This is a genomic window from Bradyrhizobium sp. JR3.5, assembly GCF_054057015.1.
In genome coordinates, this window is record NZ_JBSRYV010000002.1 from 999,109 (window position 1) to 1,013,418 (window position 14,310).

General features: G+C 59.2%; 8 protein-coding genes and 4 pseudogenes. 3 read left to right on the forward strand and 9 right to left on the reverse strand.

The annotated features are described in order from the left end of the window. Positions 1-473: 473 nt before the first annotated feature. A complete protein-coding gene (locus ACVWW1_RS21540; protein WP_456657373.1) occupies positions 474-974 on the forward strand; it encodes a hypothetical protein in 501 nt (166 codons plus the stop codon). Here ACVWW1_RS21540 and tnpC read toward each other — a convergent pair. The 4 genes and pseudogenes from tnpC to ACVWW1_RS21560 form a co-directional block, all read right to left on the reverse strand. Then, a pseudogene (gene tnpC / locus ACVWW1_RS21545) lies at positions 975-2,563 on the reverse strand (IS66 family transposase). It lies immediately after the preceding gene. A gap of 99 nt (positions 2,564-2,662) precedes the next feature. Continuing rightward, a complete protein-coding gene (tnpB, locus tag ACVWW1_RS21550; RefSeq protein WP_247275681.1) occupies positions 2,663-3,013 on the reverse strand; it encodes an IS66 family insertion sequence element accessory protein TnpB in 351 nt (116 codons plus the stop codon). After that, a complete protein-coding gene (gene tnpA, locus ACVWW1_RS21555) occupies positions 3,010-3,459 on the reverse strand; it encodes an IS66-like element accessory protein TnpA (protein WP_456657374.1) in 450 nt (149 codons plus the stop codon). Before tnpA ends, tnpB begins: the two co-directional genes overlap by 4 nt. Positions 3,460-3,507: 48 nt before the next feature. Beyond that, a complete protein-coding gene (locus ACVWW1_RS21560; RefSeq protein ID WP_456660641.1) occupies positions 3,508-4,503 on the reverse strand; it encodes an MFS transporter in 996 nt (331 codons plus the stop codon). Between the two features lie 1,669 nt (positions 4,504-6,172). Between ACVWW1_RS21560 and ACVWW1_RS21565 the strand changes: the two genes are divergently transcribed. Then, positions 6,173-7,121, forward strand: a protein-coding gene (locus ACVWW1_RS21565) for an IS630 family transposase (protein ID WP_456657375.1) whose coding sequence is annotated in 2 segments (ribosomal slippage) — positions 6,173-6,508 and positions 6,510-7,121 — 948 coding nt in all. Because the reading frame shifts where the segments join, the coding sequence is not laid out codon by codon here. On the opposite strand, the gene ACVWW1_RS21570 is transcribed toward ACVWW1_RS21565, so the two are convergent. From ACVWW1_RS21570 to ACVWW1_RS21590, 5 genes and pseudogenes are all read right to left on the reverse strand, one after another. Next, a complete protein-coding gene (locus ACVWW1_RS21570) occupies positions 7,048-7,641 on the reverse strand; it encodes a sulfite exporter TauE/SafE family protein (RefSeq protein ID WP_456657376.1) in 594 nt (197 codons plus the stop codon). The two genes, ACVWW1_RS21565 and ACVWW1_RS21570, sit on opposite strands and share 74 nt — an antisense overlap. A gap of 292 nt (positions 7,642-7,933) precedes the next feature. Continuing rightward, positions 7,934-8,068: a hypothetical protein gene (locus ACVWW1_RS21575; RefSeq protein WP_456657377.1), complete on the reverse strand. Its 135-nt coding sequence runs from the start codon at positions 8,066-8,068 to the stop codon at positions 7,934-7,936. Between the two features lie 283 nt (positions 8,069-8,351). Then, positions 8,352-11,459: pseudogene (locus tag ACVWW1_RS21580) on the reverse strand (efflux RND transporter permease subunit). 700 nt (positions 11,460-12,159) lie between these two features. After that, positions 12,160-12,432, reverse strand: a pseudogene (locus tag ACVWW1_RS21585) (transposase); the annotation flags it as partial. A gap of 69 nt (positions 12,433-12,501) precedes the next feature. Continuing rightward, positions 12,502-12,848, reverse strand: a pseudogene (locus ACVWW1_RS21590) (site-specific integrase); the annotation flags it as partial. Between the two features lie 308 nt (positions 12,849-13,156). Between ACVWW1_RS21590 and ACVWW1_RS21595 the strand changes: the two are divergent. Continuing rightward, positions 13,157-14,182: an IS110 family RNA-guided transposase gene (locus tag ACVWW1_RS21595; protein WP_456657378.1), complete on the forward strand. Its 1,026-nt coding sequence runs from the start codon at positions 13,157-13,159 to the stop codon at positions 14,180-14,182. Positions 14,183-14,310: the final 128 nt, after the last annotated feature.

Sequence of the window (14,310 nt, forward strand, 5' to 3'; positions counted from 1 at the left end):
GCTCTTCGTCAACAACAGCGCTCGGTCGGACGCCAAGCACCCGGCGAGCCGGTTATTCTAGCGACGACTCAGCCAACCGACTTGTCATGATCGAGACGTGCTGTTCTACTGCCATCAAGCTGAGACCTGATCGACTCTCAGCCTCAAACGCCGACTCGGGCCGATCACTAGCTCGAAACGTGCTGGGTCCCTTTCTTTCGACCAAGGGTCTTAGCGAGAGTCTGCCATCACCGTCCGCGCCGACAGCATGACGATACACATGAGCGCGCCTAAAATCCCGAATGCCAAAGGCAAGCCGGTCATGTGTGCCACGAGCCCGATGCTGGCGGGCCCCACCAGTATACCCGCGTAGCCGGCTGTCGTGATGACCGTGATCGCAACGCCTACTGGCATCAATTGTGAGCGTCACGATAGGATCACCGGTGCCGGGGCTTGACTTGCGCGGAATGCTTTGGATAGCGCGGTCGGAATGATTGACGCCGCCGGCGCGCGGTGATGGGGTGACCCCCGGTTCGGAGCGGGCAACGGGGATCAGAATGACCAGCGAGTCGCAGCTGCGCGAGAAGCTTCGGAAGATCGAGGCGTTGTTCGCAGGTGCCGGAACTACTGGTGAGCGCCTTGCGGCGGAAGCCGCGCTGCAGCGGGTGCGGGCCCGGGTCGAGGAGCTCGCTCGCCACGATCCACCGATCGAACAGCAATTCTCACTTCCCGACCAATGGTCTCGGCACCTTTTTCTGGCGCTTTGCCGCCGATATGGGCTGCGGCCGTTTCGTTATCGCCGGCAGCGACGCAACACGGTGATGGTCCGTGCATCACGAGGCTTCGTCGAACGAGTCCTACTGCCGGAGTTCACTGAGCTGGAGGGTGCGCTGCAAGTGTATCTGCACGAGGTGACGCTGCGCGTGATCCGCGAGGAGATCTACGACGACGCCAGCGATGCGCAGGAAGTTCCCGACGCCTTGCCGTCGAACTGATCAAGCGGCGAGCTTTGCCTCCGAACCGTCGCGCTCGGCTTTCCAGTTCCACGGCAACAGCAGGTGCAGCTGATTGATCTTTGTACGTCCGGAGACGATGCGCTCGAGAACATCGGTCAGATAGTGCCGCGGGTCCATGTCGTGCAGCTTTGCCGTGTTGATGAGCGACGCGAGAATGCCCCATGTCTCGGCCCCGCCTTCACTGCCGGCGAACAAGTAGTTCTTTTTTCCCAGGCCTATCGGCTTGATGCTGCGCTCGACCGTATTGCTGTCGATCTCGATGCGTCCGTCATCGATGAAGCGTGTCAGGCCGTGCCAATGGTTGAGGGTGTAGCGGATGGCTTTGCCCAGACCGGATTTCTTCGAGACTTCCAGCAGTCGCGCCTCGAGCCAGGGTTTGAAGTCCTCGATCAGCGGCCTAGTGTCGGATTGCCGCACCGTAGCTCGCTGCGTCGCCGGCAAACCGCGAATGCGATCCTCGATGGCGTAGAACATCGCGATCCGCTGCAGCGCTTCCGCGGCAATCGGCGACTTCGTCGCGACGTGAACGTCCCAGAACTTCCGCCGCGCATGCGCGAAGCAGAACGCAAGTTGCATCAGACGGCCGCCGTTCTTGATCAGGCCCTTGTAGGCGGCATAGCCATCGACCTGCAGGATGCCGTCGTAATCTCCAAACAGCTGCCTGGCGCGGATCGCCTTGCGATCCTCGGCGAACACGTAGACCACTGCCGGCGGCGCCGGGACCGCCCCACGGACGGTCGTCGGTCGCGATCGCCCAGAACTGGCAGACTTTGGTTCTGCCACGGCCGGGATCGAGAACTGGCAGCGGCGTCTCGTCGGCAAACAGCCGCGGGTAGGACATCACTGCGCGGCGCAACAGCGCGTGAAGCGGCTTCGGCCACCAGGCGACGCGGCCCATCCACGAGGCCAGCGTTTGCCGGTCGAGCGTGATGCCTTGGGCGGCAAACATCTGTTCCTGGCGATACAGCGGCAGCTGGTAGCCGTATTTCATCACCGCGATGTGGGCCAGCAATACTTCCGTCACCATTCCACCGTCGATCGCCTGGGCCGGCGCGGGTGCCTGCAGCACACCCACCCTGGCGGCATCCCCGGCAGCCGTACCGTGGACGCACAATGCGCTTGACCCGGTACTGCATCGGAATGACGTCGAAGGCTTCCTTGACGGTCTCCCCGATCTTGTGCAGCTGCTCGCTGCAGCAGGGGCAGATGTGGCTCTCGATATCGATCACGACATCGATGCGCGGCAAATGCTCCGGAAGCTTCCCCCGGTTGCGTCGCGCCGGTCGCTTTCCACGGCCCTCCGCTCCGTCAGGCAGCCTGCCTCCGGTCACGTCGTCGTTGGCGGCGGCACGAGCCGCCTGTGCCGTGATGGTGAAGAGAGACAGCTGTCCGAGATCCAGTGTCTCGGAGCGGGGACCGAAGACCGTGCGCTTGTACTGTGACAGGATCATCAGGAGCTTGTCGTTCTCCTGGATCGCAGCGTCGCGTTGGGCGATCGCGGCATCACGCTCGACCGAAAGCGAGCTGCATTCCGCCGACAACGCCGCAAGCCGTGACGATAGCGCCATCACGGTTTGCCGGATCAATGCTGGATCGGAAGGCAAATCACTCATGCAAAGTGATTCTACAACAACTCCGCATGAGTGACGAACGACTCTTGATAAGGATCAACCAGCTCGTACTGGCTGATCCACAATTCGCATCGGCACACGCTTCCAGTCCGAGCCATCGAGCAGCACCGAGAGCTGAGCATGAGACAGCGGCATGACGCCTTCCTTGATCGGCGGCCAGGTGAACTGCCCCTCGATTCTCTTGTAGTAAAGGACAAGCCCGCTTCCATCCCAAGTCAGGATCTTCACGCGATCTCGGCGCTTGGAGCGGAAGACATAAAGTCCGCCGTCGAACGGATCGGCTCCAAAGGCCTCGCTCACCAGCATCGCCAGCGAGTCCATGCCACGACGGAAATCGACCGGCTGCGTCGCAATCCAGATCGACAACCCAGGTCGAAGCCCGATCATCGACCAACCGTCCCGACTGCCGCCAGCACCTCGCACAGTGCCCGCCGGTCGACTGTCCCCCTGACACGGATGCGAACCGCGCCGACGTCGATCTCGATCGCCGCCTGCTCCTCACTCGGCAATTGGCCCCCGCAGCCGGTGATCGCGACCGGCACAAAGCCAGGTGGCATGCCTCTGTCCCCGCGCTCCACGACCTGCGCCCGCGTGGCCTGGCGACGCCAGAGAAACAACAGACTTGGACTGATGTCGTGTCGCCGCGCCACCGCGGACACGCTTACACCCGGCGCAAAACTCTCCGCGACAATCGCCGCCTTCGCATCGGTCGACCAGCGCGGACGCCGGCCCGTCCCGGTGATGATCTCGACACGCTGCAGCGTGTCGGCGCCGTTTTCTAGGATAGGCGTATGCCTACCCTTATCGCTATCCTTACGACTATCCTTGGACATTGTGACCTCGCGACAAACCATTCCGCGAGATCTTTCTAGCTGACCAGATCAGCCCTCAGCGCGTGGTCCCTGCATGACGCCCACCATCAATTTCTGTTTGCCGGCGCGCCGACACAGTACGGGTACAGCATTTGAAATACCCAATCCAATAAGCCGGAACCCCGCCATAGCAATCAACGCAACCGGGGCGGCCACCACAGCCAAGAAGCCTGTCACGATCGGCAGAGTCCCGAGCATTAATGTAGCACGGTCACCGATACGCGCGACCAAGGCATCTCCGCCGAGACGCCCTGCGGTCATCGCGATTGAGAAGAGCATACAACCAAGGCCCCCATGCGCCTCCGCGAGAAGATCTCGCCCAACGAGAAGCAAAGCGCTCCAATCGAGCATTGCACCTTCGACAAGAAAGGTGATAGCCGCGAGCACGGCTATTAACAACACACTGCGATGGGGCAAGACAAACAACAGCCCCTGCTGCCTCAATCCCGTCGCGAGCAACCGCGGCCTAGCCGACAAAATCGCGATCATCATTAATGCCGAACAGACCAACGTCGAGATAAACGGGCCAAACTGCAGCGAGAGGAACGAGGTCACGGCGGCAGAGCCGGTGAATTCCCCAATGCTATAGTGGGCGTGGAAGCCGGACATCAATGGACGGCCGGTGGCCCGCTCCAATTCGATCGCATGAATGTTCATGGCTACATCGATCGGGCCGAGTGAAACGCCGAAAGCAAACAGCGTGGCACCGAGCCTGAGAGGTGTGCCAGCAACAGCAAGCCACGGCAGGATGAGCGCGACACCAAGTCCACCCGCGAGGATGACGGGCTTGCTGCCGTACCGCGTATTCGACAAGCTGGTCAAAAGCATAGCGGCGACGGATCCAGTCCCGAGGCAGAGCAGAAGAAGGCCAAGCATGCGGTCATCTACCGCGAGCCGCTCCTTGGCGAGCGGCACCAAAGGCGCCCAGGCAGCGAGGCCGAATCCGGCAACCAAAAATGCGAGCCGCGTCCCAAGCAGCCCGGCAGACCAATTGGCGGATATTATCACAGGCACTCCTGAGAGAACGGGCTCGTGAGCGCTGCGCCCCTCATCCTGTGAGCGTCGCCTGCAAGCGGCCCACAGCTCGACGATGATGGCCTCAAGTCGACAATTTCATCCCTGAAATGCGATGCCGTCGCAAAACTGGGCCAAGTCTCGCGGGGCAAGCGTCAAATAAGAGTGATTGTCGAGCACCCTGATACGGTGTTTCGCCTATCTTCTCGGATAAGCTAGCCCTACGAATGACGATAGTCTTTGCTAGTCTCCGACAGTCGGAGGCGCAACAGCTCAAGGAAGATTTGTCGCAAAACGTACAAAGCCGACGGCGCCAAGCCCCTGCGCGTAATTGGCGGGAACACGGCCGTAAGTTTTATGACAGCATTTTCAGCCAATCCGGAAGCTGTCATCACAAGCAACGGCACAGTGTTACGAGATCAATACAGCGAACATCACCAGAGCAGGTTCTAGATCAACACCTAACTTGGTTTGGCACAATCGCGGAGGCCGAAGGACAGCTTGGTTATGCCCAGTATGCCAACGTCACTCGTGAACTGGTGCGCGACGGTCCATTTCGGATCCCGTTATTCGTGCGGCGCGATCGACGCCTCTGCCTTTGCGTCTGGCTTCTCCGAAAGCGCTCCCGTCAGCCAGCAGCTTCATGCGTTTTCGCGTCGCTCCTCGCAAACGCAGGTCCTAATCCGGATCGGTAGAATTGGAGCGTATCACGTGCCCGCCGAAAGCTTCCGGGCAACCGGAATAGAGCAGGAATGCGTCCGGGTGGCTATCGAACCGGACGGCGATCGCCCGCGAGCCGTCAATGTCGGCCCGATACCTGTGGAATTCCAATATTCATTCCCGGATGCAGGCTGCCAGGTGGCTCCCCCCGCCGCACTCGGTGTGCTTGTGTCTCGAGTGATCCGTTTGCTTCTCGTTTGGCGCTCGCGGGCGACGACCACAACCACTTCGAACGACACCGCGGCAACATCAGCCTGCAAAAGGTAAGGGTTGTTCTCTGATTCCAAGTTCCCGGCGCCGGTGTTGCTGGGTTGTCTTGGAGCAATCAACCAACCAGATCCCCCATACCACAATGCTCGGGGCTGAAAAGGGCGGCGTCGGGTCGCGTGCGCTCATCGATTACCTTTTCGATCGGCCTGGTCGGGTCCATGCCGCGCGCGCATTCGATACCGAGGCGCCCGCCGGCATCCTCAGGCGTTTATGTCCGCAGCTCGCCGGGATCGTCGCTCTGACCAAGTCGGACTGTGCGTGGTAAAGAACAAGTATAGCAGGCAGAGATCAATCAGTATCGTCGTCACCATCACGCTATAAGCCCAGGGACTCTGCACTAGAGCGAGCTCGATCAGCCCCCGTGACAGACCGAAGCCCACGATCCAAGCATCAAAGCTCATGCAGACGCGTCGGAATATCTCCGGATCAAGCCGGCGGATGACGTAGGATCCCAACGGGATGCCGAGCACAACGCTGGGTATAAAAACATAGAGCAGGCTGCCGCTTTCGGAAATGAACAAGCCGAGCTTGCAATAGACGAAGGCGGTAACGCTCGATTCCGCCACGCGAACCAGGGCTAGAGCGGTTCACGAAATTACTGAATCTGGAGGGATTCCGGTTCAGCGGCGAATATGATTCAAGATGCTGGCTGGATTGGAGGCCAGCATCGATGGTCAGACCCCTTTCCAATGACCTGCGGAAGCGGGTGGTGGCGGCGGTATCGAAGGGTGAGAGTTGCCGCTCAGCGGCCTTGCGTTTTGGCGTCGCGGTCTCCTCGGTGGTGAAGTGGTCGCAGCGTTATCGAGCGACCGGCTCTGTCAAGCCGGACAGGATGGGCCGACAGCGCAAGTCTGCGCTGGATCCGCACGGCGACTTCATCAAGGAGCGGATCAGGCAGACCCCGCATCTGACGCTGCACGCGCTGAAAGACGAGTTGGCGGCGCGCGGGGTCGAAGTCTCGCATAATGCGGTGTGGCTGTTCATGCACCGCGAGGGGCTGCGGTTCAAAAAAAACACTGTTCGCTCTTGAACAAGGCCGCTTTGATGTGGCCCGCAGACGGCGACGCTGGCGATCGTGGCAGGCTGGTCTTGATCCTCAGCGCCTCGTCTTCATCGACGAGACCTGGATCAAGACCAACATGGCTCCGCTGCGCGGATGGGCACCGAAAGGAACTCGCCTTCGCGGCTTCGCACCACATGGCCACTGGCGCACGATGACCTTCCTTGGCGCACTGCGTTACGACCGCCTCGCGGCTCCCTGCCTGTTCGACGGGCCGATCAATGGGGAATGCTTCCGTGCCTATGTCGAGCAGATCCTGCTGCCCTCGCTGAAGCCTGGCGACGTCGTCATCATGGACAATCTCGGCAGCCACAAGTCGGCTGCGCTCCGCCGCATCCTCAGGGCCGCTGGAGCCAGGCTTTGGTACCTGCCGCCTTACTCGCCTGACCTCAATCCGATCGAACAGACCTTCGCCAAGATTAAGCACTGGATGCGCGCCGCCCAAAAACGCACCATCGACGAGATCAGCCGCCACCTCGGCGAACTCATCCAAACCATCCAGCCAGACGAATGCAAAAACTACTTCGCCAACGCCGGATACGCTTCAATAAAAACGTGAAACGCTCTAGGCCAGCGCGAAATTCGTTTTTGACGAGGCCCTGATTGTTAAACAGCATCGCCAAAGGCGGGCCAGAGATAGTCGTCACCGAATAGAGGATGCCCAGCATCGACCCGAATGGCAGACCGATCAGCCAGCTTGCTTCGATAGGGCGCCGCCAACCCGCGGCTTGCAGGAGGATCAGGGGCAGAATGATCGTGTAGGTAGCGAATTTGATCCAGCCCGGCTGCAGCGAGGCCAACGCATAGCCGCCGAGCGCAATGCCCGGCAAGAGCCCAAGCAAGATGGGAAACACTCGTCTCCAAGCCGCCGGCACACCCTTCAGATTGATGAGGAGGACGTAGACGTTGACGAAGACTTCGATGATGACAATGGCGGGGTTGAGAACGCGATTGGTGTAGAAAATAAGCGCAAGGGGTACAGTGAGCGACGAAAACCCGTAGCCGATGGCTCCATTTACAAAGGCCGCAAAGCACGTCGTTGCGGCCAGAAAAAACATAGCAGCATCAAACTCAGGCATTTCCTTAACTTTCCCACTCCGGAGGGCGTCGGATCACCCGTCAGGGAACCAGGCGTGAACATTGGTCATCGGGATGGCGGCAGATTCTGACCACTCGCTTGGCAGCTCCAGCAGCCTTCATAGTGATAGTGGCCGTGGTCAAGTGCAGAGGTTCAACAGTTGCTCCAATTATCGACTTCGGTCGTACAACGAAAGCCGTACCGTACTTCCCACTACCCGACTACGATCACTCAGCCAATACGTGTCAGTCTGTTTTTCGGTTTGACGATCAATGGTCTTCGTTATGGCAACGTCACCTTTTTATAGGGAAGCATGAGTTCTCTCTGCGCCCGGCGAGGTCGAGCTTGGGCGTTCCGCTGCCGTGGATGTCCGGCAATTCGCCGTGGCGGAGCAGCAACGGATCGCTGACGTGCTCTTCGCCGACCATCTGATGCTCCCCAAGCTCGGCACCACGGGCGTGAATATCTCGATGCGGGAGGGAGCGTGAAGCCGTCCCAGGGTCCGTCGCTCATCACACCGGCACCATGAAGCAGTCGTATCTCTTGCGGTGTAGTGCTTCACCGCGAGCGAACGATAGGTAGAGACGAGCGCAGCAGCCGGGAATCATCCTTCGGTATCGTCACGAATGTCGGACCCATCAAATCACCGCGGTCGGCGAGCAATGCCCTGTCTAGAGCAGCAATCGAGCCAATCCGCATGGATTTTTAGCGTCATCGCTTGGCCAGCTGGGGATCCGCAGCGTCAGTGAGGTTGAGCTCGGCTGCGTTCTTCGCGCGACCGGAACTCGCATTGGCTCGGTGATCGGACGCGATCGCGACATAGACCGCGGGCAGCACGAAGAGCGTGAACAGCGTGCCGACAGACATGCCAGCGACGATCACGAGCCCGATCGAGAAGCGGCTCGCGGCACCAGCTCCCGTTGCGGTCAACAAGGGTATGAGGCCCGTGACCATCGCCGCCGTGGTCATCAAGATTGGACGAAGTCGCACGCGCGCCGCCATCTCTATCGCCGAGCGACGGTCAAGTCTCTCCTTGAGCTGCAGCTTATTGGCAAACTCAACCATCAGGATGCCGTGCTTGGAAATCAAAGCGACCAACGTCAACAGTCCGACCTGGGTGTAGATGTTCATCGTCGCCAAGCCAAAGAATAGCGGGATCAAGGCGCCGACTATCGCCATCGGCACGCTGATCATGATGATGAGGGGGTCGCGCAGACTTTCGAACTGCGCCGCAAGCACCAAGAATATGATGATGAGTGCAAATGCAAAGGTGATGGGCAGTTGGTTACCCTCGTGCACATACTGGCGGGCGTCGGCGAGGAAGTCGTGGCTGAAGCCTGCGGGCAGTTTCTTTGCCTCCGCTTCCAGGAAGTCCACTGCCTGGCCGATCGTAACACCGGGCATCGGCACGGCCTGAAAAGTCGCGCAGTTGAGCTGGTTGTAGTGGGTGAGTGCGTTCGGATCAGTCGCAGTCTCGATGGAGACTACGGTGGACAGCGGGAGCATCGAGCCCGTCGCAGTCTTCACATAAAAGCTCCCGATTGCTTCCGGTGCCAGGCGCTTCTCGCGCGGCACCTGCGGGATCACCTGGTAGGAGCGGCCCTGCAGGTTGAAGCGATTGACGTAGTTTCCGCCAAGTAGGGTGGCGAGCGCGTTACCGATGTTCTGCATGGTGATGCCAAGATCGTTGGCCTTGGATCGATCGACCTTGATCCGCACCACCGGCCTGGTTGAACTCGAGGTCAGAGTCGCTAACCATGAAGAGACCGCTCTTGCGCGCGGCATCCTTCAGCTTCGACATCTGCTCATAGACGGATTGGAAGCCGAGCGTCGAATTGATCACCATCTGCACTGGTAGGCCGCTCGAACCGCCCGGAAGCGGCGGCAAGCTAAAAGCAAATGCGTTAATGCCTTCGATTTTGGACAGCTCCGCCTGGACAACGGACTTTAGCGCGATCGATGACCGCTTGCGCTCGTCCCATGGCTTGAGCAACATGCCAGCCATGCCACCCTGCGGGCCGCTAGTGCCGTTGAGCACGAAGCTCAAATCGGTCTCGGAAAACTTCTGGAACGCCTTTTCGAGCTTGGCGCCGTAATAGTCGAGGTAGTCAATATTGGCGTATTTCGGCGCCTTGGTTAGTGCGAATACGATGCCTTGATCCTCCTCGGGCGCGAGTTCTTTGGAAGTATGCATATACAGAAAGCCGACGAGTCCCAGCAGGGTCAGCGCGCGAACAGCCCGGTAATCGGGCGATAGTCGAGCGAGCGGTCTAGCTTGCGCCCGTACCAGCGTGTCATGGCGCCGAACACGCGGTTCACAAATCCGGCAAACCGCCCCTCCTCAGCGCTCTTCAGGAACACCGAGCACATCATCGGCGACAGCGTCAAAGCAATCACGCCCGATACGATCACCGCCCCCGCCAGCGTAAACGCGAACTCGCGAAACAGCGCACCGGTGAGGCCGCCGAGAAAGCCGATTGGGGCGTATACGGCGGCCAATGTAATCGTCATGGAGACAACGGGGCCAACGATCTCGCGCGCGCCCCCCTTAGCAGCCTGCAGGGGCGGCGCACCCTCTTCTAGATGGCGATGAATGTTCTCCACCACGACAATCGCGTCGTCGACCACGAGACCGATCGCGAGCACGATCGCAAGGAGGGTCAGGAGATTGAATGAAAACCCCAGCGCCAGCATCATGCTGCAGACGCCAACAAGCGACAACGGGATGGTGACGACAGGAATGATGACCGACCGCAGCGAGGCCAGGAATAGGAAGATAACCACCACGACGATCATGACGGCCTCAATGAGAGTCTTTTCCACTTCATCGATCGATGATTGAATGAATTTTGTGGAGTCGTAGGCCACTTTCATCTTCAGCGATGGCGGCAGGTTACGCTCCATTTCTGGAAACAGCGCGCGAACGCCTCGCACTATGTTCAGCGGATTGCCCTGCGGGCTCGCCCGCACGCCAATGAAGACCGCGTGCTCACCGTTCATCGCGACGCTGACGTCTGTGGTCTGCGCGGCAAGCTCGACTGTCGCAATGTCCTCAATGCGCACAAGACCGCCATCGTTGGCTTTGACGATCATGCGCTTGAAGTCATCGACACTCCGCAGATCGGTATTTGCCGTGACGTCGGAGATAGTGAAATAGCCCTTGGTCTGGCCGGCCGCCGCCTGGAAGTTGTTGGCGGCGATTGCAGCTGAAACATCAGCCGGCGACACGCCGTGCCCCGCCATTTTCGCAGCATCGAGCCAAAGCCGCATCGCAAAACTCTGGCCGCCCAGGATGTCTGTCGCTGCGACGCCGTCGACGGTTGACATAACCGGTTGCACGACGCGGGAGAGATAGTCGGAGGTCGCGCTGGCCGTCAGTTCGTCGCTAGAGAAGGCGATATACATGACAGCGGTGGTCTGACTCGTTGACTTAGTGACGACCGGATCGTTTGATTCCTTCGGGATTGAATATTTGACTGAGTTGACCTTAGAGAGCACCTCGGTGAGCGCCTTATTGGGATCGAAATTGATCTTGATGTAGGCTTGGATCGTCGACGTGCCGAGCACCGATGAGGAAGTGATGTAGTCGACGCCCTCGGCGGAAGCGACTGCCTGCTCCAGGGGAGCGGTGATGAACCCCTGGATCATGTCGGCAGAGGCGCCAGGATAGGAGGTCGTGATATTGACGACCGTATTAGACAGCTCGGGATACTGCCGGATCGGTAGAACGGTGGCCGCGCGAAGTCCGATCAGCAGGATCAGGAGACTGACGACGACAGACAACACCGGACGTTTGATGAAAAGCTCGGTAAATGCCATCTCGGCTCGCATTCAAGAGGGTGACGCAAATTCGCTAGCAAGTCGCGCTATGGCCATGGTCATCAATGCGGCGATGCGGCTAAGGCCCGTATTATGAGGGAAGCGGAAACGCCTGCTCTAAAGGCTCGCACGTTCCTAAGCGGAGAGCTCAATCCTCCGCTTCTTCCATCCTCGTTGCTTGGATGAACGTCGGCCTTGCCATGCTGATCGCTGATCGCGATCTCGAATAGGGGGAGCACCTTCCCAAGATAAAGAGCCATGTTTTTTGCGGGCAATCAGCCTGAGGTCCGCGTCAAGATGTGGGCTCACGTGTTTCCATTTAGTCTCGTCCTCAGGTCTGAATGGAACGCAACGACTTCCAGCAAGGAATTAAGCCGGCTCAAGGCTTCGTGTCGACCGCTCGATCCAATGATCCAGCTTCGATATTGAACGTAGAACCAAACTGACGGGTGCTCAACTCTACAAAGGTAAGTGGATAGTATAGAATGGGTTGCCAAACCTATACCAAGGTTTGTCAAAACGGAACGCTGGTCGCAACCGCGCAGACTTGTGGCGTCGCTAGGCGGAAAATTCTTGGTCCGTTTTGACTCCCACAGTATGACCCCAGGCGCCCCGATCGCATCTTTAAGCGCTGAATAACGTTGGCTGCGACTTCGCCCAACGCAGTTGCGCCGGCAGATACGCACCAGCTACGAGGCACACGGTAATAGGGGTTCTCCACCCAGCGCTCGCACAAGACCGCGTCGGAGAGGTCGTAGGTATGCTTGAGGATGGCAAGTCCCGCCATCAAGCGCGTCGGCAGCGGCGGCCGGCCCGGCTTATCCTCATGGACCGCGCCGAACCGCTCTTCGAGGAACGACCAGTCGATCGTCCGCGAAAGCTTCACCAGCGCATGGTTCATGTCGATGATCGCGTCCAGCCGGGAGCGCAGGAGATCGGCTTGTCCGCTGTCGCGTCGTTCCTTCGGCTTCATCGTTCCCTCCGATCCGACCGAAGGAATCACGACGCGCGATCCGACGGAATCTTGAGGGTTCTGTGAGGTCGCGGGGCAAAAGCTCACCACCTCGTCGGCACTCAGCACGACCCGCAGCTTGCGTGGCTCCCGCGCGTAGGCGATGCGCTCCGGGATCGTGCTGTGGCCGAGCGTCACGCTGTAAAAACAGCGCAACGCGCAGACAATCTGATTAAGCGCAGGCCATGATATCCCCGTCGCAACCAGATGAACCTGGAACGCGTGGACATCCTCCAAGCCCAAATGGTCGGGCGATCGGCCAAAATATCGGCTGAACTTCGATACCGCGTTGAGATATGACCGCTGCGTCGCCGGCGACAAATTGCGGACCGTCATGCTTCGATCATGCGTCGCCGGAGAGGGCTCACCTGGGCCATCGGAAAACCTCCTGTCTGAAGGGTTGGGCTCGGAAAACCCTCGATCCTCTCAGACAAGAGGCGGCCGTTACCACCTCTCCTCAAATGCCGCGCCAGCGGCTTCGTTCAATCCTCAAAAGCAAAATCGCAAGCTTTTGGGCCATCAAAGCCCGAAAACCTGCAATCTCAAAACTCCTCTCCTCAGAAAAAACGACTCCCGCTCAAAGGCCTAGAAGTTCTTCACATGGCGTAATCGCGGCTGGCGTCTTCTTGAAGATACGAGGGTTGGTAGGATCGGCCTTAGCGGATTATCGAAAGGGAGCAGCGCTATGAAGCAGTACGTAGGTCTGGACATCTCTATGGAAGAAACCAGCATTTGCGTTTTGGATCAGACCGGCAGCGTGACATTCGAAGGTTGCGTGCCCACCAATCCAGAGGTCATCGCTAATCTCTTGCGGCGTCATGCCGACAATGCTGAGCGGATCGTTTTTGAAACAGGCTCGCTATCGAACTGGCTTTGGCACCAACTCAAGGCGCTGGGCTTTCCGGTCATTTGCCTTGATGCGCGTCATGCCAACGCAGCGTTATCGATGCGCATCAACAAGTCGGACCAGAACGACGCCAAGGGGTTGGCCGAAATGGCCCGCATGGGATGGTATCGGGAAGCTGCGGTGAAGGGGGCGGAGAGCTGGAAAACCCGTTCGATGCTGGCGGCTCGAACCAAGCTGGTGAATCTGCGGCGAGATATTGACAACCAAATGCGAGGTCTGTGCAAGGGGTTGGGAATAGTGCTCGGCAAGGCCAGCTCGACGAACTTGGCTCGCAAAGTCGACGCCGTGCTTGCTGAAGCGCCGGATTTACAAGATATTTTCGCACCGCTGGTCCTTGCCCAGTCCTGTTTGACCGAGCAAATTGAGAGGTTCGATCGACAGCTCCTGGCAGTGGCAAAAGGCGACCAAGCTGTTCGGCGAATGATGACCGTTCCCGGTATCGGTCCCCTGACTGCCCTGTCCTTCGTCGTAACCATCGACAACCCCACTCGCTTCAAACATTCCGCCGACGTGGGTGCCTATCTAGGCCTGACACCAAGACGTTATCAATCCGGCGAGATGGATCGTACTGGCCGCATCTCCAAGCGCGGCAACCACCAGATGCGAACTTATCTGTTCGAGGCCGCGAACGTCCTGCTGACCGTTGTCAGGCGAGGTTCTGCGCTCAAGCGCTGGGGCAGCAAGCTGGCCAAACGCATCGGCGCCAAAAAGGCCAAGGTTGCCGTGGCTCGCAAAATAGCTGTCATCCTCCATGCTATCTGGACCGACGGCACCGAATTCCAGGCAGAGATGCGCACCGCATGAACCAGTCTTAAACCAGCCCGGATCCGCCTTCGGCGGAACAAGCGTCCCTGCCGGGACGAAGGTGTGGGCAATCTCGAAGTCGTCCCTGCGGGCTTTACGCACCGCGCTCTTCACATCGAGATGCCACG